General features: G+C 67.9%; 23 protein-coding genes and 2 pseudogenes. 15 read left to right on the top strand and 10 right to left on the bottom strand.

Annotated elements, in window-relative coordinates:
* Positions 1 to 648 precede the first annotated feature (648 nt).
* A complete protein-coding gene (locus tag OHA98_RS18820; protein ID WP_266927262.1) occupies positions 649 to 2,646 on the top strand; it encodes a hypothetical protein in 1,998 nt (665 codons plus the stop codon).
* Entirely contained in the window at positions 2,643 to 4,031 is a 1,389-nt protein-coding gene (locus OHA98_RS18815) for a cytochrome P450 (protein ID WP_323179578.1), read from the top strand. The genes OHA98_RS18820 and OHA98_RS18815 overlap by 4 nt, the downstream gene beginning before the upstream one ends.
* 293 nt (positions 4,032 to 4,324) lie before the next feature.
* Here the strand turns inward: OHA98_RS18815 and OHA98_RS18810 are convergent, their stop codons facing one another.
* Complete coding sequence (locus OHA98_RS18810) at positions 4,325 to 5,563, bottom strand: IS256 family transposase (protein ID WP_266927950.1); 1,239 nt, start codon at positions 5,561 to 5,563, stop codon at positions 4,325 to 4,327.
* Between the two features lie 356 nt (positions 5,564 to 5,919).
* Between OHA98_RS18810 and OHA98_RS18805 the strand changes: the two genes are divergently transcribed.
* Positions 5,920 to 6,507 carry an SMI1/KNR4 family protein gene (locus tag OHA98_RS18805; protein ID WP_266927260.1) on the top strand — a complete coding sequence of 196 codons (588 nt, stop codon included), beginning with the start codon at positions 5,920 to 5,922 and terminating at the stop codon, positions 6,505 to 6,507.
* 235 nt (positions 6,508 to 6,742) lie between these two features.
* Here the strand turns inward: OHA98_RS18805 and OHA98_RS18800 are convergent, their stop codons facing one another.
* Positions 6,743 to 7,219: a GNAT family N-acetyltransferase gene (locus tag OHA98_RS18800; RefSeq protein ID WP_266927258.1), complete on the bottom strand. Its 477-nt coding sequence runs from the start codon at positions 7,217 to 7,219 to the stop codon at positions 6,743 to 6,745.
* Between the two features lie 143 nt (positions 7,220 to 7,362).
* Here OHA98_RS18800 and OHA98_RS18795 point away from each other — a divergent pair, with 143 nt between their 5' ends.
* From OHA98_RS18795 to cpt, 7 genes are all read left to right on the top strand, one after another.
* Entirely contained in the window at positions 7,363 to 7,707 is a 345-nt protein-coding gene (locus OHA98_RS18795) for a hypothetical protein (protein ID WP_266927256.1), read from the top strand.
* A complete protein-coding gene (locus tag OHA98_RS18790) occupies positions 7,704 to 7,955 on the top strand; it encodes a hypothetical protein (RefSeq protein ID WP_266927254.1) in 252 nt (83 codons plus the stop codon). Before OHA98_RS18795 ends, OHA98_RS18790 begins: the two co-directional genes overlap by 4 nt.
* 128 nt (positions 7,956 to 8,083) lie before the next feature.
* On the top strand, positions 8,084 to 8,530 hold the full coding sequence (locus tag OHA98_RS18785; protein WP_266927252.1) for a hypothetical protein: 447 nt from the start codon (positions 8,084 to 8,086) through the stop codon (positions 8,528 to 8,530).
* 89 nt (positions 8,531 to 8,619) lie between these two features.
* Positions 8,620 to 9,189, top strand: coding sequence for a hypothetical protein (locus tag OHA98_RS18780; protein ID WP_266927250.1), 570 nt, complete (start codon positions 8,620 to 8,622; stop codon positions 9,187 to 9,189).
* Between the two features lie 489 nt (positions 9,190 to 9,678).
* Positions 9,679 to 10,287 carry a helix-turn-helix transcriptional regulator gene (locus OHA98_RS18775; protein ID WP_266927249.1) on the top strand — a complete coding sequence of 203 codons (609 nt, stop codon included), beginning with the start codon at positions 9,679 to 9,681 and terminating at the stop codon, positions 10,285 to 10,287.
* On the top strand, positions 10,284 to 11,558 hold the full coding sequence (locus tag OHA98_RS18770) for an MFS transporter (protein WP_266927247.1): 1,275 nt from the start codon (positions 10,284 to 10,286) through the stop codon (positions 11,556 to 11,558). The genes OHA98_RS18775 and OHA98_RS18770 overlap by 4 nt, the downstream gene beginning before the upstream one ends.
* Before the next feature lie 319 nt (positions 11,559 to 11,877).
* Entirely contained in the window at positions 11,878 to 12,408 is a 531-nt protein-coding gene (gene cpt, locus OHA98_RS18765) for a chloramphenicol phosphotransferase CPT (protein ID WP_266927245.1), read from the top strand.
* 22 nt (positions 12,409 to 12,430) lie between these two features.
* Here cpt and OHA98_RS18760 read toward each other — a convergent pair.
* The 3 genes and pseudogenes from OHA98_RS18760 to OHA98_RS18750 all read right to left on the bottom strand — a co-directional run.
* Positions 12,431 to 13,262, bottom strand: a pseudogene (locus tag OHA98_RS18760) (transposase); the annotation flags it as partial.
* Positions 13,263 to 13,541: 279 nt separating this feature from the next.
* Positions 13,542 to 14,258, bottom strand: coding sequence for a hypothetical protein (locus OHA98_RS18755; protein WP_266927243.1), 717 nt, complete (start codon positions 14,256 to 14,258; stop codon positions 13,542 to 13,544).
* A gap of 369 nt (positions 14,259 to 14,627) precedes the next feature.
* The gene (locus OHA98_RS18750) at positions 14,628 to 16,235 is read right to left on the bottom strand and encodes a hypothetical protein (RefSeq protein ID WP_266927241.1); all 1,608 of its coding nucleotides are present in this window, start codon (positions 16,233 to 16,235) and stop codon (positions 14,628 to 14,630) included.
* Positions 16,236 to 16,553: 318 nt separating this feature from the next.
* Between OHA98_RS18750 and OHA98_RS18745 the strand changes: the two are divergent.
* The 4 genes and pseudogenes from OHA98_RS18745 to OHA98_RS18730 form a co-directional block, all read left to right on the top strand.
* Positions 16,554 to 16,658: pseudogene (locus OHA98_RS18745) on the top strand (IS5/IS1182 family transposase); the annotation flags it as partial.
* A 469-nt stretch (positions 16,659 to 17,127) separates the two neighbouring features.
* Complete coding sequence (locus OHA98_RS18740; protein WP_266927240.1) at positions 17,128 to 17,502, top strand: hypothetical protein; 375 nt, start codon at positions 17,128 to 17,130, stop codon at positions 17,500 to 17,502.
* 324 nt (positions 17,503 to 17,826) lie between these two features.
* Positions 17,827 to 19,008, top strand: coding sequence for a hypothetical protein (locus OHA98_RS18735; RefSeq protein WP_266927238.1), 1,182 nt, complete (start codon positions 17,827 to 17,829; stop codon positions 19,006 to 19,008).
* Positions 19,009 to 19,353: 345 nt separating this feature from the next.
* The gene (locus OHA98_RS18730; RefSeq protein ID WP_266927236.1) at positions 19,354 to 20,967 is read left to right on the top strand and encodes an MFS transporter; all 1,614 of its coding nucleotides are present in this window, start codon (positions 19,354 to 19,356) and stop codon (positions 20,965 to 20,967) included.
* A gap of 279 nt (positions 20,968 to 21,246) precedes the next feature.
* Here the strand turns inward: OHA98_RS18730 and OHA98_RS18725 are convergent, their stop codons facing one another.
* From OHA98_RS18725 to OHA98_RS18715, 3 genes are all read right to left on the bottom strand, one after another.
* Positions 21,247 to 21,480, bottom strand: a complete 234-nt coding sequence (locus tag OHA98_RS18725; protein ID WP_266927234.1) for a helix-turn-helix transcriptional regulator — start codon at positions 21,478 to 21,480, stop codon at positions 21,247 to 21,249.
* The gene (locus OHA98_RS18720) at positions 21,480 to 22,067 is read right to left on the bottom strand and encodes a DUF2975 domain-containing protein (RefSeq protein ID WP_266927232.1); all 588 of its coding nucleotides are present in this window, start codon (positions 22,065 to 22,067) and stop codon (positions 21,480 to 21,482) included. Before OHA98_RS18720 ends, OHA98_RS18725 begins: the two co-directional genes overlap by 1 nt.
* Positions 22,068 to 22,456: 389 nt before the next feature.
* Positions 22,457 to 22,903 (bottom strand): SRPBCC family protein, encoded by a 447-nt coding sequence (locus tag OHA98_RS18715; RefSeq protein ID WP_266927231.1) that lies wholly within the window; start codon positions 22,901 to 22,903, stop codon positions 22,457 to 22,459.
* A gap of 393 nt (positions 22,904 to 23,296) precedes the next feature.
* Here OHA98_RS18715 and OHA98_RS18710 point away from each other — a divergent pair, with 393 nt between their 5' ends.
* A complete protein-coding gene (locus OHA98_RS18710; protein ID WP_266927229.1) occupies positions 23,297 to 23,806 on the top strand; it encodes a hypothetical protein in 510 nt (169 codons plus the stop codon).
* Between the two features lie 128 nt (positions 23,807 to 23,934).
* On the opposite strand, the gene OHA98_RS18705 is transcribed toward OHA98_RS18710, so the two are convergent.
* Both OHA98_RS18705 and OHA98_RS18700 read right to left on the bottom strand, forming a co-directional pair.
* The gene (locus OHA98_RS18705; RefSeq protein WP_266927227.1) at positions 23,935 to 25,155 is read right to left on the bottom strand and encodes an FAD-dependent monooxygenase; all 1,221 of its coding nucleotides are present in this window, start codon (positions 25,153 to 25,155) and stop codon (positions 23,935 to 23,937) included.
* Complete coding sequence (locus tag OHA98_RS18700) at positions 25,152 to 26,549, bottom strand: MFS transporter (RefSeq protein ID WP_266927949.1); 1,398 nt, start codon at positions 26,547 to 26,549, stop codon at positions 25,152 to 25,154. Before OHA98_RS18700 ends, OHA98_RS18705 begins: the two co-directional genes overlap by 4 nt.
* Positions 26,550 to 26,671: the final 122 nt, after the last annotated feature.

Raw genomic sequence — 26,671 nt, 5'->3', positions numbered from 1 at the left:
TCCGGTTCAGCGCTCACGGTGGCCGGCAGCGTACGACGAGGTCGTCCACGCGACCGCAACGTGGCTGATCATCTACCGGGTGGTTCCTCACCACGGGCCCCGCCTGCCAGCGGACGGCACTCAGCCCGTTGCCGAGATCCGTCACCTCGGCACTCGTCCATCCGGCCCTCGCGATACCAGGACATGTAGGTCTCGGACACCGTCAGCACTCCTCGTCGGCATCGCCTGACATCGTGGTGAAGAGACGCTCACGGATACCGGCCCCCTCCAGGCGACGAGGGTCTCGTCCCTCTCTGGCCGCGCCGACTACTGAGAGCAGGCGAATCTGCGTACCGGGAGCTGGACTCCGGATCCTGCCAGATCTTCTACGAGACGAACTGGCTTTCCGTGCTGCGCGGTTGCCGTACCGGAGGTCTCGGTCCACGACCTGTCCGCCCGTTCGCCGGCGGACATGTCACCGCCACGCTGGAGCACCTCGCGACCTGCCAGTACCCGCTCTTGATATGGGCTGTCGCCGGAGAGGACCGGCTCGCCCGACTCCAGGTCCTGCGGTGCGCGCGCCGCATACGAGAACTCCCCGCACACCTGAATACGGTGGTACGGCACCGCACGCCGGAAGGAACGGCACGTAACTCCTGGAGGGTGATCATGGGTGGTCAGGAAGGGGCGCGGGGGTGGCTGGATCGGTTCCCCGACCCGTTTGTGGTCCGGCAGCGTCGTGGTCCGGTGCCGGCCGGCCTCGCACGGCTGGCCGACGGCCTCTCCGACGAGGCGTGCCGGCAGAGGCTGGCGCGGCTGACCATGGGACCGCCCGGACACCCCGCGCTGGATGGGGCACAGGTCGTGACCGCCACCGATTACCGGCCGTACGAGTCACCGGGCATCCCCGGCTCACCGGACGGCGACCGTCTCTGCGCAGAGTTCATGGACGCGCTGTTCAGCGACGAGGTCACCAGGAGCGTCCAGGAGAGCGGTCCGATGGCGATCCTGGCCGCCACGGAGGCCGTCCGGCAGATCCTGGCCGGCCCCGGCAATCCCGAGGGGGACCGGCTGGCCGCGCTCGCCGCCGCCATTCCCGCCAAGGGTGGTGAGGCCGGGCCGATCATCGCCGAGTACGTCGCGCGGCACGCCATGGACGGCACCCAGGCCGCGTTGATGGCGGTTCGTGACTACTGGGGCAGCATCAACACGTTCTGGCTCCCTCGGGGAACCGGCGAGTTCCTGGACCTGTTCGGCTCCGTGTTCATCCTCGCCAGCGCCATCGACTACGCCGGTGCCTCGGACGACTCCGGGGTCGGTGGCCGGGACCTGCACGTCAAGGCCGCTGCCGAGGGGACCGTTGCCGTGGCCGGGCGTGCCGCCGACCTCGCACTCCAGGAGACCGTCCTGACGTGTGGGGTGATGCTCGCCAAGGACGCCCTACGGGGTGCTTCCGCCCCGCTCCCCGACCCGCATCGGTTCCTGGCCGACGCGGGTGGTGCACCGACCCCGCACGAGTACAGGTGGGCCCGGTGGTGGGACGCGGCAATGCTGCCCTATTTCCGTCTGGGCTTCGGCTCACCGCCGTACCGGATGCTCGACGACGACGGCGCCGGAACCTTCGACGCCTCGTTCCGCTGCCACCGGATCCGCCGGGCGATCGACAGCTCCTACCGCTACAACGAAATCATCGGCATCCTCACCGACTATGCCCACGCGGAAACCTGTAACGAGGCGCTGCTGGCCGTCGCCGCAGGAGGGGTGCGGGCACTCACCGGATACGCCACCGCGTGCGCCCGCGTGGTCGATGACGTCCTGGCGTGCGACTGCGGAGAGGCCGGGCACGAGGAGGTGGGCGAGACGGCCATGGGCGCCCTCGCCTGGTACCTGGTGACCCCCCGCTACGATGTCCGCGCCCAGCTGCACGCGCTGTCCACCACGGGAGACGAGTTTCAGCGGGAGTTCTCCCTGAGCAGGGAGAGGCCACGGCTCGGATCGGTCGCGCGGACGAGACTGACCGACGGCGACATGCTCCACGGCCTCGGATGGGAACCGCTGTGGTACGAGGACGACACACCCGAAACGCACTGGGCCGGTCAGCTCGCCGAACGTGCCGCACGACGCGTCGTCACCGCCGGCACCAGTACCGCCATCACCAGCGCCTGTGCCGCCGCGGCACACAAGGCCATCAGCGCCTGTGCCACGGCCACGCCCGACGAACTGCCGCACCTGGCGCCCCATTGGCGTGAGCTGTTCCTCACCGCCGCCGCCCCCACCATCGACACCACCGCCGTCGGCACCTCCGCCCTTCACGGCGTCGTCACCCGACTCGCCGGCCTGACAGCCCGCATCTGGTCGCACATCATCGCCGGCCCCGGAACCGCCCCCACCCCGCCCGGCAACGCCGACACCGTCCTGTCGATCGACACCTACCACGCTGTCTGGGACAGCTACTCCCTGCCTCCCCTGCAGGGAATCCCCATCCGCCGAGCCTTCATCGGCACGCTGACAAGCAGCGCGGAACTCAGCGGAATCGGCCCGTGCGGCCGGCTCATCGACGGAATCGTCACCGCCCTGACCCCGCAGGACCAGGCCTACGCCCCGGCCGGGACGGCCGACCCTGACCAAGAAGGATGCCGTCCGGCCCACGGAGGACAAGTGCTGTGAACGAGATCACCCCGAAGGGCGGGGCCAGGAGGACATCGGGAGTACGGGTGAGAGATCTACGGCTGATCCCCCCGGCCCCCCACGCGTGGCCTCTGATAGGCCACCTGGTGTCCTTGGCACGGGACCCGTTGGCCTTCCTGAAATCGCTGCCCGCCCACGGACCATTGGTCCGCGTCCACATGGGTCCAGTCCCACTGGTCGTGATCTGTGATCCGGAGCTGACCCGTCAGGCCCTGGTGGACGACCGTCTCTTCGACAAGGGCGGACCGGTGTTCGACCGCTTCCGTGACGTTCTCGGTGACGGTCTCAGCAGTTGCCCGCACCATGCCCACCGTCGGCTGCGCCGACTGACCCAGCCCGCCTTCCATCCTGACCGTCTTCCCGGCTACGCACGAACCATGACCGCCTGCGTCGAGGAGGTGACCGGCTCCTGGACGCCGGGACGAACCCTGGCCGTGCCCACCGAGATGATGTCGATCAGCTCCCGAGTCACGGCCGCCACTCTGTTCTCCAACTCCCTGCCCGCAGCCGAGTTCGGACAGCTCATCGACGACGTCAGGACGATCGCGGGCGGGCTCTTCCGGCGCATGCTCCTGGCGCCGCCACTGGACCGGCTCCCCACTCCGGACAACCGTGCCCATCAGCGCGCACATACCCGCCTGCGTCACACCTGCGACCGGATCATCGCCGATCGGCGTGCCGACGGCACCGACCACGGCGACCTGCTCTCGGCCCTGGTCACAGCCCGCGATCTTGAGGACGGCGGCCGCGGCATGACGGATGCGGAGATCAGCGACACGATCCTCACCGTCTTCCTGGCCGGGACGGAGACGACGGCCAGCACCCTCGCCTGGGCATTGGACCTGCTGGCCCGCCACCCCGCGATCGAACAGCGGCTGCACAGCGAGCTCGACACCGTCCTGCGCGGAGCCCCGGCCTCCCATGCGGATCTGCCCCGCCTGGAGCTGACCGGACGCATCATCACCGAAACTCTCCGTCTGTACCCCTCGGCCTGGTTCCTCACCCGCACGGTCACCCATGACACTCACCTCGGCGGGCACCCACTCCCCACCGGCACCAACCTCGCCTACAGCCCCTACCTCATCCACCACCGCCCCGATCTCCACACCGATCCCGAAACCTTCGACCCCGACCGCTGGGACCCCGAGCGCCCCCAGCCACCCCGACACGCCTTCATCCCCTTCGCCACCGGCGCCCGCAAGTGCATCGGTGACACCTTCGCGATGGCCGAGGCCACCCTCGCCCTCGCCGACATCACCGCCCGCTGGAGCCTGAAACACCTGCCCGGCCATCACCGGACCCGCCCTGTCCTGGGAGCGTCGTTCGGACCGGGAAGGCTTCGGATGCAGGCAACTCCTCGGTAGAGGCAGCGGAGTCCGGTCTCCACAGGGGCGGATCGAGTCGGGAAGACGGAACGGCGGCACTGCCCTCGCCGCGCCCTCGGCCGACCTCACGCCGGCACCCGCCGAACCGGGTCGCATGGACTGCTTCGATCAACCGCACCGGAGGCAACCACCCGCCAGTGTCCCGAAACCTGCAAGGTCAGCCTGCTCAGAACCAGACCTGACCGCCCCACGCGTTCCTTCGTCGCGGGAGTATCACGAAAGCGGTGTTCACCACTCGGTTGGCGTAGAGGTTTCTCGTTGGTCTGGTTGGCTCACACACGTTCGGCCGAGAGGCGGCCGTCGAAGGCGATGTCGAACGCGTTCATGGCCTCCTTCCAGCGGCTGGTCCACCGCTTGCGGCCCTTCCCGGTCGGGTCGGGGGCGAGGGTGGTGAGGTAGAGACGCTTGAGGGCAGCGGTCTCGTTCGGGAAATGCCCGCAGGCGTTGACCGAGCGCCGGTAGCGCGCGTTCAGACTCTCGATCGCGTTCGTGGTCGAGATGATCTTCCGGATCGGCGGTGGGAAGCCCAGGAAGGGCACCACCTCGCTCCAGGACCTTTCCCAGGCACGGACCGCGGCCGGGTACTTGGCCTGCCATTTCTCGCCGAACTCGGCGAGCCGGGCGAGGGCCTCGTCCTCGTCCTCGTTGGCGGCGGTGTAGACGGGCCGCAGGTCGCGGGCGGCCTTGTCCCAGTCGGCGCGCGAGATGTACTTCAGCGTGGTGCGGATGAGGTGAACGATGCAGAGCTGGACCACCGTCTGCGGGAAGACGGTGTTGACCGCCTCGGGCAGGCCCTTCAGGCCGTCGCGGACGAGCATGAGCACGTCCCTCACGCCGCGGTTCTGCAGCTCGGCAAGGACGTTCTGCCAGTATTTGGCGCCCTCGCCGCCATCCCCGGCCCACAGTCCGAGGATCTCGCGGTGGCCGTCGCAGGTGACCGCGAGGACCACGTGGATGGGGCGGTTCGCCACCGCACCGTCTCTGATCTTCACGTTCACGCAGTCCACGAACAGGACCGGACAGACCGGATCGAGCGGGCGCGTGCGCCAGTCGGCCATGGCGTCCAGGGCCTTGTCGGTGATGGTGGAGACCGTCTCCTTCGATGTCTCCATGCCGTACGTCTCGGCGAGATGCGCGACGATCTCCCCGGAGGTGAGCCCCTTCGCGGTCAGCGAGAGGACCATCTCCTCCAGGCCGCCGGTGCGGCGCGCGTACTTCGGCAGCAGGCCGGAGGTGAAGGTGCCCAGCCGGTCCCGGGGGACCTGCACCGTCACACTGCCGACCTCCGTCATCACCTTCCGGCTCCGGTGGCCGTTGCGGGCGTTGCCGCCCGAGCGCGAGCCCCGGCCGCCGGTGCGGCCGGCCTCCTCGGCCAGGTGCAGGTCCATCTCCGCCTCGACGGCGGCCTGCATCAGGTGCCGGGTGAGCTCGACCAGCAGGCCGCCCTCGCCCATCAGCCTGAGCCCGCCGTCGCGGACCTTGCCGGCGGCGAGCTCGGCCAGCTCGTCCATCAGCCCGGGGCTCAGCCCGTGCGCGGCCGCCGCTTCCCGGCTCGCCGCCGTCGTCTTCGATGTCACACCGGCACCGTCAACGTCCCTGTCGAACACCGCAACCGACACGCCGCCAGCGTCCTCGATCAGGTGACCGTTCTCCGCGTCCATCAGGGGTCCCTTCTGAGTAAGTGCCCACCTGATTCATGACACTTCCTTCGTCGCCCGGCTTGACGACCGGTGACAGCAGGCCTCGTCCCGGACGAGGCGCACGAGGCTCGGTGTCAGTGGCCCCGGATATCGTGCATCGGACGACGTATCACACCGGAGGGGACATGCCGTCTCGAGGAACAGCTCTCGCCGCACTCACAGTGGTAATGCCGCCGCATGACGGGGCCGATGAGCAGGCGGACTGGGCTGCGGTCCGGCGGGCTTGGGGAGCGGGCTTTCCCTCCGACTACATCGCGTTCATGAGCACGTACGGAGCCGGCGGCATCGACGGCGCGCTGAGCATCCTGCCCCCTGAAGCGAGCACGCGGCCGGCCGACAGCCCAGACTTCGGGGGTATGGCGGCCGAGACGGCCACCATGCGTCATATGTGGGAGTCCGAAGGAGGACCGGCTGGGGTCGATTCCCGTCCTGATTCCGTCATCGCCTGGGGCGTCAGTTGCGGAGCCGACATCCTTGGCTGGCTCACCGTTGACCACGACCCCGACAAGTGGCCCGTTGTCGTATGGGAACGGCACGGCCGGCCCCACTGGAAGATCTACGACTTCGGAATGGCGGAGTTCCTTCGGCGCCTGTTCGCCAAGGGCTTCGACGAGTGCCCACTGAGCGATGCCTCCCTGTGGGGAGAGCCCTCTCCGCACTTCCTCCACTGGCGCGAGGAACGACGCCGGTGGGAGGCCGGCATTGACCCCTGTACAGGCGAACCCGACCCATACTTCGGTACGTATTCCGCCTGATCTCGCTCTTCTACCGTGCCGTCGTCGCGGCGGAGCACGCAGGAAGCGCCGGGCGAGGGGCGGGCGGTCATGGCTGCTGCTCCTCCGGGAAGAACAGCGCGTCGCGCAGCGCGGGCGGCTCGACTTCGGAGCGGTGACGGTGACGTCCCGTTCGGTGATGCCGGCGACCGCCGCGCAGACCGCTGCATGAACAGAGTGTGAGCCGGGCCGAAGCGTGGATCGGCCGGCTCGCCGGTCAGCATGGGACGGCGCGCACGGTGTTCGCCAGGACAGTGCGCAGATGGGCCCCCAGCATCTCGTTGGACGGCAGCTTCTCGAAACCGCATCGCCTGAAGAACGAGAGCCGGCCGGCCGGGTCATGCGGGTCGGGGAAGAGCACCAGCGCGTCGCGTCCAGCATCGAGTGCGTCAGTGGCGAACCGGTGGAGCAGTGTGCTGCCTATCCGATGGCGCCGTGCGGCCGAGGAAACAAGGAGAGTCACGACCCTTGCCCGAGGCGCCGGAAAGAGTCCGGGTTCGAAGTCGCTCCCATCGAGAAACGTTCCCTCCACGAAGCCGAGGACTACATCGTGCCCTACGGCTACGTACCGCTTCTCGTACAGGTGCTGACCAAGCTTCAGCCTCTCCGCCTGATCACGGTAGTCCTCAGCGGTGAACAGGGCGTGCAGCGCATCGCGGTGGGTGTCGCTGTACTCGGTGATCTCTACGGTCATGATGCGTACCGTACGGCCGGATGCCCGCCGCGGCACTCCCTCGTCGGCCGCCGTTGCTCAGGTTGCCGACGAGGAACGGGTTGGGAACTGTGCGGGACCTGTCCCCGCTACGCTGGACGACCTGACTCCACGGAGGGGATGTTATGGGGCACGAGGACTGGACGGTGGACCGACTGCATGTCGCGCTCCCCCACTCCGCATCACGGCAGCAGCTCCTCCATGACGTCAACCTGACCCCGATCGATGCCCTGCCCGCCGTGCTCGACGGGTGGGCGGCCGCGGCCGAGGACCTCGAGAAGGCGCGGCCGATGATCGAGGCGGCCCGGGTCAGCATGAAGTCCCACGGTGTTCTCCCCGAGGGTCTCGGGGCGCGGGACGTGACCGCGGACATCCTGCGCGACGCCGGACCCGGCCACGACCAGACCGCCCCTACTCATCGCCACAGCAACGACACCGACCCGCAGGGTCACGGCCAGGGCGCGGCGTGACCTACCGGCTCCACATTTCCCCGGACGTCTTCGACATGTACAAGCAGCTTCCCGAGCTTGCCCGCCGGGACCTCTCACTCGTCCTGGTCGACGCGCAGCAGAGGCCGCTTGAGCATTCCGAGCCCTACGGTCAGGACGACGGCATCATCCGCACCGTCGCCCAGGGGCACGCCACCGCCGTCATCCTCCTCGGCCACGACACCCGCATGCTCACCGTGCTGGCTATCGCGTACGCCGGGCCGGCCTGAACCGTCGAGGCCTGTGCCGCGTTCCCGCTCCTCGCGACGCACGTCATCGCTGGTGCGGGGACGCCTCTTCGGGTGAAGGACCGGCGTGTACGGGAGGCCCGATCCCGTATGGGCAGCACAGTGACCACATGACCATCGAACTCGACGCCGACGTCGAAAAGTTGCCGTCCCGCCGCCGGACTCAGCCCGAAGGCGTCCAGATCGCCAGGCAGCTACTGGCCGGTGTCGGGAACTACCGAATGCGCCGGGCCATCATCCTTCTCGGCTACTGCCAGGACGGGTACTGGCTGTGCCGGTTCGCCCACGACCCCACCCTGGCCGGGATCCTCGAACCGGCCGAACACCCGACGCTGATGGACTGGGATCAGGTCGTGGAACTCCTTCGCACACCGGAGGTCCTCAAGGACGACGACCTGGAGCCCGGCGCCATGGACCCTCACCTCGTCCTCCTTGAGATCGCCGCGTCCCTCGGCGCGGGCCACCCCGTCGACCTGCGCCGAGCCGCCCGCGTCCTGCCGGCCGCGGAGTGGCGGGACCTCCTCGGCCGGATCGAGCCTGCGGCCGACTTCGCCTGAAAGGTCGTTCGAGTAGACACGGGAGTGGTGTTGGCCATGCACGGCAACGGCACAACAGCAGCATGGCCCACCGCCCGGCAGTTGATAAAATGATCGTCGTGACAGAGCTGGAAGAGCTGGTACTGACCCCCGGCGAGCGGGCACAGGGTGTCGGAGTCGACCGTGTGATGTTCACCATGGACTGGTCCGGTGAGGACCACCCGGGCCGGCTGGCGGCGTTCGCGGCGGACCGGGTAAGGGCCTTCGGGGCGGAGCCGCCAGACGTCGACACCGACGTTGTCCACCAAGCCGCCGAGGACGACCCGACTCTGCGTCGCGGTGATTTCCCGGTCCGTCAGCTCGATCATTTGTCCCGTGTACTGGGGCATCTCGGCTGCACGCTCATGGTGCGGGACAACGGCACCGACACATACGAGGTGCTGGTCGCGCTGACCGCTGAGCGCGAGCTGACCGGGTTGACGTACGAGGACCTCCCGGTGCGGGCCTGGGGCTCGGAACCCGAAGAGACCCTGGTCAGTCTGAACTGCCCGGACTGCACGCAGATGCTGGTCTGGCAACTGCCGGCGTCCCAGACCCTGGCCGACGAGAACTGCCACTGTGGAACCGCGTTGTTCGACGCTACCGGCCACCCACTGCCCAACGTCACACTCCACGACTGAGCCGCCCAGTACCCCCTCGGCCTCGGCTCATCCTCACCACGAAAAGGCAGTTGCCGCCGCCCCACGCCGTGACCGATTCGTACCGATGCCGCACTCGCATGGTTCGTCACCACGCAGATCCGGGACCATGACTCATCCGCTGCCGATGAGTGAGGCGACGACGCCGCACGTCCGCTTCGGGGTGATCCGTTCGCATTCACCCAGGGCTTCACGGTCAGCGCCAGCGTCGCCTCACCGCCGTTGCCGAGCAGCGGCCGCACCGCTTCCCCCGGCGACCGTTCCCTGCATCTCCTGAGCGGCCACGGGTGACGGTGATCCCCGGCACCTCGCCACGGCCTTCGGTGTGCCGGAACCGGACAGCCATCCGGCATACGGAAGCCTCCCACCACCTCAGGGCCCACCCCTGCCCGCAGGCGGATCCGGGCGTACCCGACCCTCGAAATATGTGAGAGTTGACTCTCACATAATGTGAGAGGAAACTCTCACGCCATGGACTCCAGTAATCGCCTGGGCGATATCGAGATCAGTGACCCGCAAGCGATGCGGGCGTTGGCGCATCCCGTGCGGCTGGCGATCCTTGACCGCTTGACGCGGCACGGGCCCGCCACCGCGACACAGCTCGCCCCCGATGTGGGAGCGACGCCGTCGGTGACCAGCTGGCATCTGCGGCACTTGGCCGGCTTCGGGCTGGTCCGCGACAGCGAGCCTGGCTCGGACCGCCGCCAGAGGAGGTGGGAGGCGGCGGCACGCGGTTTCCGGTTCCGGACTCCGCAGGATCCAGCTGATGAGGCGGGCCGGTCGGCCGTGCGGGTGCTGTCGCAGCAGATGTTCCTGCGCTACGCGGACCTGCCGAGCCGGTGGGCGGCAGAGGTGGAGCCCGAACTCGATCCGGCGTGGCAGAGGCTGGCAGGGCTGGCGAACACCCGCCTCGTCGTCTCCGCCGAGGAACTCGCCGCCATTGAGGACGGGATCGAGCGCGTCCTCGCGCCGTATGTCACTCGCGACCCGGCCGAGCGGCCGGCCGACGGCCGCGGCGTCCAGGTGATGCGCTACGTGCTGCCGGAAGGTGCCGAGGAGCAGACCGGGCAGACGCCGTGAACGGCGCGGGACGGACCACTGCGATATCGCTGTGGCGTGATCTACGGTTCCGCCGCTTCTGGGCCGGAAACGCGGTTTCACAGTTCGGCGACCGGATCACCGAACTGGCCCTGCCCCTGATCGCTGTCAGCGCCCTGAACGCATCGGCCAATCAGGTTGCTTGGTTGACCGCACTCATCTGGGTCCCGAACCTACTGGCAATCTTCCTGGGGGCCTGGGTCGACCACCGCGCTCGCAAACGCCGTCTGATGATCATTGCCGACCTGGTACGCGCCGCGGTACTGCTCAGCGTCCCGGCAGCCTATGTGTGGGGAGCAGTGACGCTCGGTCAGCTGTACGCCGTGGCGTTGTTCACGGGCGCTGCCGGAGTTCTGTTCAACACCGCCTATCCCCCGTTCTTCGTGGGCCTCGTGCCGCGCGCGTCGTACGTGGAGGCGAACAGCAAACTCAGCGCCAGCCGATCCGCCTCGTATGTCGCCGGCCCGGCCATCGGCGGCGCTCTGATCCAGATACTCACCGCTCCCGTCACCCTCGTCGTCGATGCCTTGACCTTCCTGGCATCGGCGGTCCTGATCGGCCGTGTCTCGGTCGACGAACCGCCGATAGCGGCCGACACGACGGCACCCTCGCTCTTGCGGCGCGCGAGGGAGGGACTGGCACTCGTCGTCCGTCATCCAGTACTGCGGGCCAGTCTGGGATGCGCGGCGACCGTCAACTTCTTCACGTTCCTCGCCGGCAGTGGGCTGACCGTGCTGTTTGCCAGCCGGAACCTCGGTCTGTCCGCAGGAGTCATCGGTACCGCGCTCGGGATTGGCGCGACGGGTTCCGTTCTGGGCGCCCTGGTCGCTCCGAAAGTCTCGCGACAGTTCGGTGTGGGGCGCAGCATCGTCGTGGGGGCGGTGCTCTTCCCCGCTCCGATCGCCATCGCCGCTGCGGCGGGCGGTCCGCTCTGGCTCCGCGCCGGGGCCCTCGCCGCGTCCCAGTTCCTGTCCGGCTTCGGTGTCATGCTGTTCGACGTCAACCTCAACGCCCTGCAGACCACGGTGATCCCCGACGGCCTGCGCAGTCGCGTAGCCGGCGCGTACAGCACGATCAATTACGGGGTACGGCCCGTCGGCGCCGTCGTGGGCGGCCTTCTGGCCACCATGGCCGGATTGCGGGCCACCCTCGTCATCGCCGCCGTTGGCGGAGCCCTGTCGCTGCTTTGGCTGCTGCCCTCACCCATACCTCGTATCCGCTCTCTGACACCGGACAGAACCGCGGTTGGTTGAATCCGTGCTCGTCGGTGGATGGCCGGCCAAGGAGCAGACGTGACTCAGCCGGAGGCCATACGGAGGAGTCTCCCGTCTGCGGATCAGCGCGCGGCGTCAGTTGCGGTGCATCGCAAGGCGGAGGGACGCCCGCATACCGGATGTATGCGGGCGTTCCGACAACGCGGCGAGGTACCGTAGCTGTCGTCGTGCGCCCGCCAGGGATTACGGGACAGCCCTTAGCGCTCTGACCAGAAGGTTCACCGGTTGTGGCAGGCGGTGCAGCGTTCACGGAAAACTGTTTCGAGCGTAGCTGTGGTGCCTCTACTGTGGCGCGGTGATGACTGAGGTGATCGTTCTCAACGGTGGTTCCAGCTCGGGTAAGTCCGGGATCGTTCGGTGTCTGCAGGCAGTCCTGCCGGATCCATGGCTGGCCCTGGGGACAGACACACTGGTTGACGCGATGCCCGCGTCTATGCAGACATCGGATGCCGGGATCGAGTTCGCTCCGGACGGACAGGTGATCGTCGGGCCGGAGTTCCGGACGCTGGAAGCGGCGTGGATCGAGGGGGTCGCCGCGATGGCCCGTGCGGGTGCCCGGGTCATCGTGGATGAGGTCTTTCTCGGCGGATCGGACTCGCAGAAGCGATGGCAGAAGGCTCTGGGCGAGCTGCGGGTGCTGTGGGTCGGTGTCCGATGCGACAGTGCGGTTGCCGCGGGCCGTGAGGTCGCACGAGGTGATCGGATCATCGGCATGGCGGCGTCCCAGGCGGATGTGGTCCACCGGGGCATCGTCTATGACCTGGAGGTGGACACCACGCATGCCGAGTCGATGCACTGCGCACGGACCATCGCCGCACATGTCAACTGATCAGCGGCCCGGCTGTCTGCCGCTATGACCGCAGCGCCGGGTCGGTAGGCCGCTGTCGCCTGGGCCGTCCTCCCCAGCGGACGCCCTTCTCGCGGCGGATCCTGGCGCGTTCGCGGCATTGGGCTGCCAGCACGTCGGGGGGGCGGGCGTTGGTGTTGCGCCGGCGTAGGAACCGGTGCAGCTCGCGGATCTGGACGGGGTGGTTGGGGTGGTGGGAATTGGCGAGGGTGAACTGCCGCAGCGGCCCGAAGTGCGCCTCGATGGGGTTGGCCCAGGAGGTGTTGGTCGGTGTGAAACACAGCTCGACCTTGTTCCTCTTCGCCCAGCGGCGGATCTTGGCACCTCTGTGGGCGGAGAGGTTGTCCAGGCTGATGGAGATCAGGGCGCCGTCGGGGCGGGCTGCCCGGATCGACTTCAGGGGCCGCGAGCGTGTTGGCGGTACCTTTTTGTGGCGACGGTTGACTCCCCACAGGGTGTCGTCACCGACGGAGTAGCAGCCGTGAAAGTAGGTGACGCCGTGGGCGCGTTGGTAGGTCGCCGGCAGCCGGTCGGGCCGGCCCTGTTCGGCCCAGCAGGTGACGCCGGTGGGGCGGATGCCCAGCGGGCCGAACTCGTCGAAGGCGAACGTGCGTGTCCGGGAAGTGTTCCAGGACGTGCTCGATCCGGTCGAGCTTGGCGTCACGGTCAGGATCGGTGGACTCCTTCCACGTCGTGGTGCGCTGGAAAGTGACCCCGTGGCGGGCCAATGGCATCCTCAGAGCCTCACAGCCGATGCGGATCACCCTGCCGTGAACCTTGCGCAGATGGGCGACGAGTTTGCGGATGGACCAGCGAGTGAAGGGCTGGCCGAGTTTGCGGGGGCTGCCACGAAAGCCCGACGCCACGTGCCGACCGTCTTGGCCTGGACACCGAAGATCCGTACGGCACCTGCGTTTGGCATGCCGTCAGCGCATGCCAGGACGATGCGGACCTTCCCGGCCGAGCGCCGGTCCGACAGCTTCGACCGGCGCACCAACTCGGCGCGCTCGGACTCGGACAACTTGATCTCCACGGCGGAAGGACCCGGATGCACCATGGCGACATGGGTGGTGAACAACCATCAGGACTCCAGGCGCATCACACCAGCTTGGTTGTCAGACCTTCTTGCCGCATACGGCGATGCCGTGTTCGTCGAACGTCCAGGAACTGTCTTCGCAGTCGCCACCATTGGGGGTCACGCCCGTGATCTTGATGATGTACTTGTAGTCGTCGGGGATGTCGCCATCGCAGGGAGTGATCGCGTTGCGACTCAAGCGTTCCTCCTCGTCGGCAAACATGCATTGGCCGGCACGGAAGTTGCGGTTCAGGCAGAAGACAGTCTCTGAGAGATCGTCGTTGGCGTGGGACCATTTGTAGTCGTACTCCGAGCACTCCGTGGAGTCGTTGACGATCGACATCACACGGTAGTAGGACCCGCTGCAGCTGGCCGCTTGCGGAGTTTCGGGCGACCATGCCCCGTAGAGGTCGTTGAAGTTGTCCAGACAGTCGTCAATGCCGATGCCGGCGAACGCCTCGTCCTCGGGACTGGGTGGAGTGGGGCTGCTCTCCGCTCCATCGGAAGGGTCCGTTGTCTCGGGCCCGGTCTGAGTGCTGTCCGGCGTACTCGGCCCGGTCTGGACCGGGAGGGCGGAGCCCGGGGACTCGGGCTCCCGGTCCGGCGCCCACGCCCAGATCCCGGCGCCCACCGCGACGCACAGCAGGACCGCGACCGCCGTCACCACCGCAACCCGCGCGGTCCTGATACCCGGCGGCGGCCCCTCCGGGATGTCTGGCTCCGTCCAGTCCTGCCTTTTCTCGTCCCACTGGTCCACGGTGCCTACCCCTGCCTGTCAATGAGTCGGGCGTGCTGCTCGGCTGTCTGTCCGGCCGTGACGAGTCCGGCGCCCCGTGCCAATAGCGGCCTGGCCACGCAGCCATTCCCTACACCCGGATATGGTCTTCCGTCGGCCCGAATCTCCCTGGCCGCGGCAGCGGGTTGGGCAACCGGGTCACCCCGCGCGTTCAGCTTCTCGCTCAAGTCCGTCACGGCCGACGTGGTCGTACTCGTCGGTCGTACCCCTGCGCGAAGCTGACAGCCTGACCATGTGAGCCCTGAGCTGCAGCGTTGTCATCCCTGATGCTGGTACCGCCTCGCTGTGGCTCCGGATTCCGGTTGCCCGCTGCCACGATGTGTCGCCTCTTCAGTCCTTGGTCACCGTCTTCGACTGCACTTGCTTCGCCGAAGACTTCTCGCCCACAGCGACTGCGCTGTTGCTGATCTCCCCGATGAACACGCCGCCCTCGCTCACATTGATGACGTAGCGCTCGAAGTCACCCGTCTCGTAGCCCTTCACGTGCAGCGCCCGGCCCACCCCGCTTGAGATCCGGTCCTGGAGCGTCTTCACGTACCGACTGATGTCCATCTCCTGGAACAGAGAGATCTCCTCCACGCTCCCCAGCTCCCGCACTGACGCCACCGGCCCGTCGGGCAGGGCGTACTGCGGCACGGTCAGCCAGACACGGATCGCCGAGACGACCGTGCGGAACAGACAGAGCCCGGCGGCGACGCCCGCGCCGGGACCAGTGAGCAGCACGTGGACGAGGCTGCGCGGCAGGGCGCCGGCCGTGGCATGCCGCGCGATCACGTCAGCCGAACGGAACTGCGGGCGCAGCGGGTTGAGCACATGCGGGATGACCTCCAGTACGAGTATGCCTCCCTGGGTGTGGACTCGGACCAGGACAGAGATCCCGACCTGTTCGTCCCACGCCCCGATACGTACCCGCAGGAAGTGCCGACGCCCCTCGCCGCCCTCGCCGAGAGCCGCTTCCACGTGCCTGTCGGTTTGGTCGAGCTCCTGTGCAAACCGATCCCGGGGCAGTCCGACCGGCAGATACACCATCTCGTCGATCTCGAGGGAGCGGAGGCGGTCGCGGCTGGTGGCCGCTGACTCGCGCAGTTCCTCCAGCTGTGGCTTTACGAGGTCGATGACCTCACGTCCGGTGAGCGGCTGGGCTCCGACGTTGCCGCCCTTCAACTCCATCACCACGGACCACGGCTTATACGGTTTGCCCGCACCGACGAACGGTCGGAACGGGTCGTAGATCGTCAGCCTCGCATGCTGTTCGCGGTCGATGGCTGCGCCGATCCGCTCGAACTGCTCACCGTCCGGAAGCTTCTTGCGGGGACCTGTCCGGAAGGCGTCACGGCCGACCTCGCTGCGGATGATCTCCTGAACGCGCCTCTGGTACTCCCCTACGGGCAGCATCAGCAGTATCGGGAGCACCAAGGCCGCCCAGACGTCCGCGCCGGAGATGACCGAGAAGGCGACTGTGCCCCAGTAGCCGAGCATCAAGGCGAACGGCAGGACGGGCAGTACGGCCTTCAGTCGGCCTCGCGTAGCCCGCTTCAGTACCGCGCGGTCCAGCGTGAAGGTGGTGGCCGTGGGACCCTGCATGGCATAGGCCACAAGGCAGACCAGCCCGTACGCCACGAACCAGGGGATCGGGAACACCGTCTGCTCGGAGCCGGTCCCCGCCAGTCCCAGTCCGATGAACAGCGCCCAGATCAGCAGCAGCGCCAGTCCGGTCCCGGTCTCCCTGCGCCGGGCGCGCAGCGCGTGCGCAAGGACCGGAAGGGCGTCGATGCCCAGCGAGGGCGCAACCGGGCGCTCCTCGTGCTCAACCAGCTCCTCGATGACACGACGCCGGAACACCCCGTCGAAGTAGACGCCCGCGCACAGCAGCCGGGTCGCCTCGCTGTGTGTGTACCGGGGGCTGTCATTCGGGGCAGCCTGCTCAGGAACGGTCACTACGGAACGTCCTCGTGTGATTCCTGCGTAACTGAACGGTCCAGGATCTCTGTAGTGTCATAGTCACTAAGAGTAGGGAATATTGTTCCAGCCTGACAAGCCGTGGGGTAAGAGGGCATCCGATCCGGGTAGTTGATGTTTCGGGATGCTCTTGTGAGTGCTCACGACGGTGGGTCGTTGGACAGTGGGTGAGCACTCGTCGTGCGTATCGCAGTGATGTATGCGATGCCTGGTGGGCATTGATCGAGCCGGTTTTCACCACCTGGAGGGATGCGCGGACCGGGCCCGGCGTGACAGCGCGGGTGCATGACGGGGGAGGCCGACGGCGCCACCCGTCGGGTCCACGATCCGCTGCGGAACGGGACCCGCCACGCCCACGGTCGCACCCCGGAACCGTCGACGGCGGTGGTGGATGCCCAAAGCGTGAGGATCTCGGCCTGGTCCTCGCGGTCATCGTCACGGCTGCCTCGGTCCACCACTCCACCGGCGGGAAGCGGCTGTTCGACGAGCTGACGGTCACACATCCCCGTGTGAAGTGCCGGACTGGACATCGACGTCGAGGTCGATGTGTCCAGGTCGTGAACGGTCGACCGCAAGTGGCTACCGGCCGCTGCTCCGAAGTGGCGGGTGATCGAGCGGACCTTCGGGTGGCTGATGCAGCACCGGCCCCTGGCGCGGGACTACGAAACTCCGCCTCAGCCTGGCGAACTGAAACAGGCATCACAAGTGGTTGGGGTTCGTCGTCACTGGACACGGGTGTACGGGCGCTGCCGGAGCTCAGTCAGCGACCGCTGCGGCGGTCGACGACTCCCACGCGGGTATCCTGCTGCGGAAGTTGCAGCAGTTGCAGGTGTCAAGGACAAGCGAAACGCAGTTTCAGCCGGGGGGCAACATGGTGCGCGTGCTCAAGACAGTGGTCCCGGTGCTCGCCCTGGTGGCGGTGGCGGCGGGGTGTTCCTCGTCCGACGGCAAGGACGAACAGCGGCTGACCGCGCAGCGGGAGAACTACTGTACGCAGCTGGGAGCATGGCAGAAGGCGCGGAACGCGGCGGGCACGGACACACCGGAGCCGTCCGAATACGACGAGGTCGGGGCCGTCGCCGAGGACGCCTTCCTGGCGATGAGGCCGCTCCGGGACGAGACCGTCGGCGGAGGCCGCACCTTGGCGGAGGCGACGGTGGCAGCGATGAACAACAGTGACTCCGAGGCGGAAGGGCGCGTTGTGCAGTACTGCGGAGACGTCGGCTTCGAGACGCTGACCCGCTAGGTGTATTGACCCGTAGCGTTGTTCACACGGCTGATAGGGGGCTTGCCTCCGAGTGCGGTGTGGCAGCGGTGGTGGTTGTAGTGACGCAGGCACCGGCACCCCGGCCGGTGCCTGCGTGGGTGCCCGGGGTGCGCCCGCACTCACGGGCCGCGATCGGTCTCGATCCCGATCACGACGTCGGCCCGGCTGTGAGCGGCCCCGCCGTCCGACACGGTCCCCGTCGGACGGAGCGCCGGCGCCTCGTCCGGACCGAGGCCGACTCACGATCCCGACCCGTGGGCGCGTGGGCGCGTGGGCGCGTGGGCGCGTGGGCGCAGGACGCTTGTGGCGTCCGAAGTTCCCTTACCGCACCCGCAGTTCATCCTGTCGACACTCATCGTCCCGATGGATAGGTTGATCGTGATCCAACAAATCAGCCGAACGACCAGCAGGGTGATGCACTTGCGCGAAAATACCCAGACCGGCGGAGCATCTGCCGTAAGTCGTCGTACGCTCCTCCGCACCGGTACAGGGATAGCAGCCGCCGCCGCGAGCGGTGGCCTTTCCCTGTTCGCGGCCGGATCGGCGTCCGCGACCGTCCCGACGTCGCAGCGCTTCGTATTCGAGGGAGCCGGCGGCAATCCCGTGGTGCCGGCCGCACTTCACCAGCCCTACTGGGCGATGCAGTCCTTCGCCATTGACCACGTCCACGGTCACATGTACTTCGTGCAGACCAAGGTCGGGAGCGCGAACGGCGACCTCTGGATGACCAGGACCGACATGACCGGCACGGTGCTGGGTGCCATGGCGCTCCACGGGTTCGATCACGGTTCGTCGATAGCGATCCAGCCGGACACGTTCGGGTCTCCGTACGTGTGGCTCGCGGGTGACTGGAGGAGCCTGTCCCCCGGGACGCCCCCCAACAGCCATGTGATCTGCCGCATCAAGTACAGCGACGAGGGCGTGCTCGACTACTCCGACAGCGCGCGGGTCTGGACATTCCCGATCGGCCTCTCCGATTTCCGGGACTGTCCGAGACCGTCGATCGATCCCTACACCAACCGGCTGCTCATCCGGTACATGGGCACGACGAGTCCGTGGCGCCTCGCGCTGTTCGACCTCCCCGCCGTCATCAACAAGGGCATCAGCGACACCACGCCCATCCTCGCCAAGCGTGCCCTTCCCACCAACGCCCAACTCGGTCTCGCCGAATCCGACCATTTCCAGGGCGTGACGTCGTACGGACAGTACGCCTATCTCTCCTACGGTGGTCCGCCCGCGAAGCTCTCGGACCCGGCCAAACCGTCCTACCTGGTCCGTCTCGACATGAACAAGACGGGGGATTCCGTCGAGCAGGTGTTCCAGACGAAGGCGGGCGAGTCTCTGCCGGGTCGCGAACCTCAGGGAATGGCGATCTGGCGATCGCCGGACGGCCCGCGCCTCGCCTTCGGGTTCTCCAGCAGGCTCATCGACAGTCCGGACGAGTTCCGGGCAACCGTCTTCTACAAGAGCGACCTCGCCGGGTAAGTCCACTGAATCGTAAGCCCGTTCGAGCTTGCGCGAGCCTCTTCCGGCCGTACGGTACGGGTCCCCCGTGCCGTACGGCCGGGGGCAGCGGGCTGACAGCTCAGGACCGGGCCGTACCGGCCGGACAGGAAATCAGGCTCCGTGTGTGATCGGGTGCCGGGACTCGGTGAGGACCTCCCGCCGTGAACTGTGGGAGCGCAACGCTGAGGCCACACACATATGAGGCTGTTCTCCGGCCTCCTGACGCCGACTCTCGTCCATGTGTGCTCGAATCCGGTCCGCCAAGTGGTCGACTCCTGCAGCGGGTCGCAGACCGTCCTCCGGAGCGGCTGGAACTATGCGGGCATGACACCCAAGGCAGGCACTGCCGAGAGTTCGTCAGCGCAACTCGTCCTCATGACACTCGCGGCCGGTCAGTTCCTGATGGCGCTCGACAGCTCCGTCATGAACGTCTCGATCGCGACGGTGGCCAATGACGTGGGCACGACCGTGACCGGTGTTCAAGGCGCCATCACGGCCTACACCCTCGTGATGGCGATGTTCATGATCCTCGGCGGCAAGGTCGGGGCATTGATCGGCCGCAAACGCGCGTTCATGATCGGCTGCGCCATCTATGGCTGCGGTTCCCTCACCACGGCGCTCGCGCCGACCTTGCCTGTGCTGCTCCTTGGATGGTCCTTCCTGGAGGGAATCGGAGCCGCCCTCATCCTGCCCGCGATCGTTGCGCTCGTGGCGAGCAACTTCGCCACCGAACGCCGTCCCGCCGCCTACGGACTCGTCGCGGCCGCAGGTGCCGCGGCGATCGCGGTCGGACCGCTCATCGGAGGTGTGGCGACAACGTACTTCTCCTGGCGGTGGGTCTTCGCCGGCGAGGTGGTGATCGTGCTCGGCATTCTGGTGCTCACCCGCCGCATCACGGATGCGCCGATCGGCGAACGGTCTCGCATCGATCTCGTCGGTGCCGCCCTCTCCGCGGCCGGACTCGGGGTCTTCGTCTACGGCGTACTCCGCTCGGGCGAGTGGGGCTGGTTCCGGCCGAAGCCCGACACGCCTTCATGGCTCGGGGTCTCGCTGGTCGTGTGGCTGATGCTGGCCGGACTGCTTCTGGTCTGGCTCTTCCTCCTCTGGGAGGCCCGCCTGGTGAAGCAAGGCGGCAATCCACTCGTCGAACCGGCCATGCTGCACAACAAGCAGCTCACCGGCGGGCTGACGATGTTCTTCTTCCAGTACCTCGTGCAGATGGGCGTGTTCTTCGTCGTACCGCTGTATCTGTCGGTGGCTCTGGGCCTGTCCGCGCTCGCGACCGGGGCCCGCATCCTGCCCCTCTCGCTGACGCTGCTCGCGGCCGCGATCCTGATCCCCCGCTTCCTCCCGGACGTCTCGCCGCGGCGGGTGGTGCGGCTCGGGACCTTCGCGCTGCTCGCGGGCGCGGTGGCCCTGATGTCCGCCCTCGATGTGAACGCCGGGCCGGAAATTGTGACCCTTCCTCTTCTGCTGATCGGGCTCGGCATGGGCGCGCTGGCCTCCCAGCTCGGCTCGGTCACCGTGTCCGCGGCGCCGGAAGCACAGAGCGCGGAGGTCGGTGGCGTCCAGAACGCGGTGACCAACCTCGGCGCCTCGATCGGTACCGCACTCGCCGGATCGATCATGATCGCCGCGCTCACATCGTCGTTCCTGACCAGCGTCGAGCAGAACCCTGCGGTCCCGGCCGAGGTCAAGAGCCAGGCGACCGTCGAACTCCAAAGCGGCGCACCGTTCCTGTCGGACGCCCAGCTCGAATCCGCCTTCGCTGAAGCGGGTGCGAGCAAGGAGGTGGCACAAGCAGCATTCGACGCGAATGCCGATGCCAGGATCGACGGTCTGCGCGCCGCACTGGCCGTCCTCGCCCTCGCCGCTCTCCTCGCGTTGTTCTTCACGCACCGGATCCCGGCGAGCCAGCCCCGCACGGTACAGCCGTGACCGCATACGGCCCGGGGCGACGGGCCGCAGCCCCCGGCTCATCCCCCGCTCATGCGCTTCGAAGGCCCCCGAAGCCGACGTCGCTCCGGCCCACTGGGCAGCTGGCGGCCCGGTCAAGAACGCGAACACGCCCACCGCCGGGATGAACTCCCGTCAGGTCTCCCCTGTATCCCGCCCAACCGCCTCCCGGCCCGTTCCCCCCCGCACCTACAGGGCCGGCCCCGACTCCGCCGAGCCGGGACCGGAACCGGAACCGGAACCCGAGCCTTCAGCAGACTTCTAGGCCGCCTCGTCAGGGTTATGGGTGATCAGGTCCCCCGGCTGACACTGGAGAACATCGCAGATCCGCGACAGGGTCGAGAAGCGGATGGCCTTGGCCCGCCCGTTCTTGAGCACGGACAGGTTGACGACGGTGATGCCCACCTGCGCGGACAGTTCGGTGAGCGTCATACCACGCTGGGCGAGCATTCGGTCGAGATGGATCCGGATGGCGTGAGGCTCCTCTTCGGGCATCAGATGGTCCCTTCGAGGTCCTCTCGCATGCGCACACCCTCGCGCATGACCTTCCCCATGATCACTGCGGCAAGGCCTGCGAGGACGAGTTCCTGTGATCCGGAGACCGTCGGCCCGGAACCCACCATCGGTGCCATGCTCGCAACGAGCCAGGACTGCGACCAGCCGACGACGAGGCCGGCCAGCGGCGTGCCCACCGCGATGAACCAGCCGAGAACCGAGAGCCGTTGCGCCACCACTTCGGTGAACGGCCCTTGCAACTGGACGGTTTTCAGCAGCCGGGAGAAGAGCAGCAGTGCGAGGGTGCCGAACAACAGCCAGGGCAGTTCGCTCCCGAGGTCCGCGGCGCGCTGACCTGTGGAGGGGCCATCCTGGCAGAGGCGCGTGGCGCTGCTGGACGCCTTCACACCTGTGTTGATCGGCAGGCTGTCCGGCGCCAGTGACGCATTGCTCCAGAAGCCCGTCTGTACGCAGACCGCCCCGTCGTCGAGCATGTGCGTAAACCCCGTGCCGACGAAGGTGAGCCCGGAGAGCACCGCCAACATGAAGGTCACCGAGGCCAGGGCCCTCGTGAGTCGCGTGTTCATCGCACCCCTCCCTATCGAATATCGATATGTTCGAGGCTAGCGGAGCATATCGATATTCGACAAGTCCGCGTTCGTCGGCGAGGCGGTTCTTCCCGGCTGGAGGCCACCGGTTCGCCCTCCACGAGCGGACGGCCCGGCCCGGCCCCGGACGCATGCCAGGCCAGTTCGGAACGCAAGCGCGCCTGGAGAGAATCACGGATCACCGTGGCCACCAGACCGACTCGGCTGCTCCCAGTTCGAAGCAATGTGGTCAGGGCGTGCCAGGTCATCGACCACTCCCGAAACGTCGGCAACCCGTTGTGCAATCCGACGCGCAACCCGGTCGGCCGGCTCACGCGCACAGACCTGGTCGGCATCGCCGGGGCGCGGGCGGCTCCGGCTGGGGTGCCTCAAGCTTTTCCGGCGTGCTCCCGCATCGCGATCCGGGCCAGCTTCGTCAGCATCATTCCGTTGCGGACCGCGACGAGGTAGTCCACGGGGAGCCCGTGCAGCCGGGTGCCGGGGCCCCGGAGGGGGTGCCAGTCGAGGACGAAGAGGGTGTTCTTGCTCCAGGGGATCAAGTTCATGGCGATACGGGCTGCGCCGAACGGCTCTGCCTTCGCTTCCAGTTCGAGACGGCGCTGCGGCTCGCAGATACGGACGACGCAGGTGTCATCCAAGGTCAGCGGGCCTGCGCCGACCCGGACTCTCAGACGGGCGCCGACCTCCGGCCAGTGCGGGTCCGCGGCGAGGACCCGCCGGGTACCCGTAACCCACTCCCCATAGCGGTGGCCGTCGGACAACAGGCCCCACACCTCGGACGGCGAGCTCAGGATCAGACGGCGGTTCCGGGCCATTCCGATCACGCTCCTTCGCCGTGGCTCTCTCCTCCGCCCGATCACTGGGCGCGACCGCGCCGGACTACGGGCGCCCGCGGGCTCGGTCTCCAGACTCATACCGACCGCACCAGTTCCACAATTCGACAGGCCCATACGGGGCTGAACCGGACCACGGATGGATCGGGGAGCATACCCAGCGTTCGCGCAATGCCGGGCTGTCATCGGCAGCGTCGCCGGGCTCCAGCCAGCACACCCGGCCACCTGCCACTCGGTAACCTCACAGCCCCTCCACAGCGGCAAGGCCGGAGCCGTGCGGCAGCCGTCGCGCTCGACGGCGGCCGTCGAGCGGAGAACAATCCCCCTGGTGGAAAATCGGTACTCGCCGCAAGCACGGCCTGGGAGGCTTCGGGAGTGACTGAGACGACCCCTTACGACGCCGACCGTGCCCGGTTCACCCGCCAGGCGCTGGCACGCCTGGTCCTCTGCGATCACGCCGTGGACGTCGCCGATGGCGCAGCGGGCTTGGTCGCCACCGCGAATGACTCCGATGCCGGGCCCGGAGGCCGGGTCAGCCAGGCGTTTCGGCTCGTCGAGCTCGCCGAACGCGCAGTGATCTCGGCCGTGGTCTACGAACGGGAGCGGGGCAGTTCCTGGGAAGAGATCGCCCGGTTCCTGGGAATCGGCCCAGCGGAAGCGGAGGGGCGTTTCGCCGCGAACCTGGAGGGCTGGAACACGGCCTTCGACGTTTCGTACCGGCCCGACGACACCGGCCGCAAGCGGATCCCCCAGCTGCCCACCGCAGCGTATGACCCCGTTTGGGCATGCGACCGGCTTGACACCTGGGCGCGGAACCGGCTCATTCTTGTCAACGACGATCGCCCCGTCAGCTCGGGCCTCGACACGGGTGTGCCGGAGAGGTAGCGCGACCCGCCGGAGCACGGCAAGGGCAAGGGCAAGGGCACCGTACGCCCGGCTGTGAGCCATGCGCGGCCCGCTCACCGTGCTCGGACGGCCGCCGATGGCACCCGCACCGGTGCGTGCCCCCAGAGTTATGTCATGGGCATGAATTCGGGCAGGGTGAGTGCCGAATGGGCCGGTCGTCCCTCCGCTGAAGACATGGCGCCGAGACTGCGCAGCATGTCGTTGCGCTGCTCCAGGGCCTGGGCGGTGGTGGGGAAGAGTGTGGCGTCGCCCTCGCCGACCTGTTCCTGATTCACGGTCACAAACTCTCGGGTGTGGTGCTCGTAGGCGGCGAAGCCCGCGGCGTGGTCCCGGTCGGCCAGGGAACCCGCAAGCATGTACGCACCGACGAGCGCGAGGCTGGAGCCTTGCCCCGTGAGGAACGAGGGTGCGTACGCGGCGTCGCCCACCAGCGCGACCCTGCCACTGGACCAGCGGGGCATGCGGATCTGGCTGACCACGTCGAAGAACAGATCCTCCGCGCCGCGCATGGCGGCGACCATGCCGGGCACCTCCCATCCCGCGTCGGCGAAGACGGCGGCGACCAGGTCCCGTTGGGCTTCCGGGTTCCGGAACGCTTCGAACGGCGGTTCCGGGTGGGCGAAGTTCAGAAGGGCGTGTACGTCGCCGGTGTCCCCTACGGCGTAGAGTGCCGCGGCTCTGCCCGGGTCATTCCACATCACGGTCTCGTGGGAGAGCCCGAAGGTGTTGCGCATGGTGAATCCGGCGAAGCAGTAGCCGAGGTACCGGTGGAACTGCCCTTCGGGTCCGAACACTGCCTCCCGGGTACGTGAGTGCAGACCGTCCGCACCGAACACCATGTCGAACGTACGCCTGTTGCCCCTTCGGAACGTGACGTCGACCCCGTGGCCGGACTGGTCCAGGGTGCCGATGGAGTCGTTGAACAGGAACTCCACGTCATCTCGGACCACCGCGTGAAGAGCGTCGGTCAGGTCCCCGCGCCGCACCTCGACGTCCCGTCCCGCGACACCTCCGGCGACGCTGTGCGGTTTGACCGAGGCCACCTCGCTGCCGTTCCCTTCGAGGAAGGTCAGCCGGCGCAGGTCGATGTGCGCGTCCTGCAGGCGCGGCAGGATCCCCATCCTCCGGACGACCTCAAGCGCGGTGCCGCGTACGTCGATGGGGTAACCACCTCGACGCGGTGTGCCCGCCTTCTCGACCACCGTGACCGCGAATCCGTAGCGGTTCAGCCAGAACGCGAGGGCCGACCCGGCGACGCCGCCCCCGGATATGAGGACCTTGCGCCTCGACGCGGTACGGATATCCGTCAACAGATCGGTGCGGGTCATTCCTTGACTCCTTTGCTCATGGTTCGGGCAACGAGCAGGGACAGCGCCGTGACGGCGCCTGCTATGACGAAGCCGGTGACGAAGGCTGATTCGGCCGGAACGTCCGACCCGGAAGGGGTCCCGGCGGTGAGGATCGCGCCACTGACCTGCACACCCACGGCGTAGCCGATCACCCGAGTCACCAGGACCAGGCTGGTGGCGATGCCGGTGTCGCTCCGATCGACGGATGTGGCGGTGCTGGTCACCAACGCCGTGACGCACAGGCCGTTGGCAAGCGCGATCATCACCTTGCCGATGACGAGGTGCCAGACCTCGGTGTGCACGGCTGCCAGGGCGATCAGGGCGGCGGCCAGAATGACGATCCCCGCGGTGACCACGGCACGCGAGCCGAAGCGCCGAGCCCCTGTCCCGCCGACCGGCCCGGCCAGCGACGCGGCCACGGCGCCGGGCAGCAGGAAGAGGCCGATCTCGGTGGCGCCGGCGCCGAAGCCGTACTCTTCGGCGGACACGGCGAACAACTGTGGGACGAGGTGGACCGCCACCGACGTACCGACGCACACCACGAACGTCAGCACGCACGACTTCCATATCGCGGGCCGTGCCAGCATGCGCAGATCGACCATCGGCGAGGCCGCACGACGCTCAACGGCTGTCCATCCGGTGGCGAAGGCGGCCAGAACCACGACGAGGGCACCGAGCACGAGCGGCTGCGAGCCCATGTCGGGCGCCAGCGCGAGCACGAGCATGAGCGTCACCAGCGTCCCGCTCAAGAGGGCCAGGCCGGGCCAGTCGACCCCGGCGCCGTCCGAACGGTCCGGCGGATCGTGCGGCATCAGCCTGTTCACCAGGATGGTGGCCCCGATGACCGCGATCGTCGGCAGCGCGAACATCCAGTGTCGGGACAGCCCTTCCGCCACGGGCCCGGCCGACAGCGTTCCCGCCATCCCGCCCGCCACGAACAACCCGCTGACCACCCCGATGGCCACCTTCGAATCCCCCGCGGGGAGGTGCTTGCGCACCAGGATGAACGACAGGGGAAGCGCGCCCACCATCGCCCCCTGCAGTACCTGGCCGAGCAGCAGCACGGGCAGGTTCGGCGCCAGCGAGGACACCAGGCCACCGGCCGAGACCACCGCCATCAGCCGGATCAGGACCCGTTTCCCGCCGTAGCGGTCACCGAACCTGCCCGCGACCGGCGTGACGAGCGCGCCGGTGATGAGAAGCGTGATGCTGAGTAACGCCCCTTCAGCTGGGCTCATATCCAGATCACGCTGCAGGAGCGGGAGTGTCGGCGTCACCACCGATTCCAGGGCTCCGGTGGCGACTGCCAGCATTCCGAGAGCTCCGACAGCGGCCCTACCGATACGGACCGGAGGAGCCAGAGTTGCGGTCATGGACGTCCTTTCCGTCATTCGCCGGGGGCAAGAGGCCGGCCGTACGCAGAGTGCTGCCGCCGTGCCGGCCCGGCACGGACACAGCGGCCGATTCACGCGGGGCGCGGTGCGCATGGTGCTCT

It is taken from the genome of Streptomyces sp. NBC_00654, assembly GCF_026341775.1.
Classification (GTDB): Bacteria; Actinomycetota; Actinomycetes; order Streptomycetales; family Streptomycetaceae; genus Streptomyces.
The sequence above is the reverse complement of the archived record's forward strand: the minus strand, read 5'-3'. Positions and strand labels throughout refer to the sequence as shown.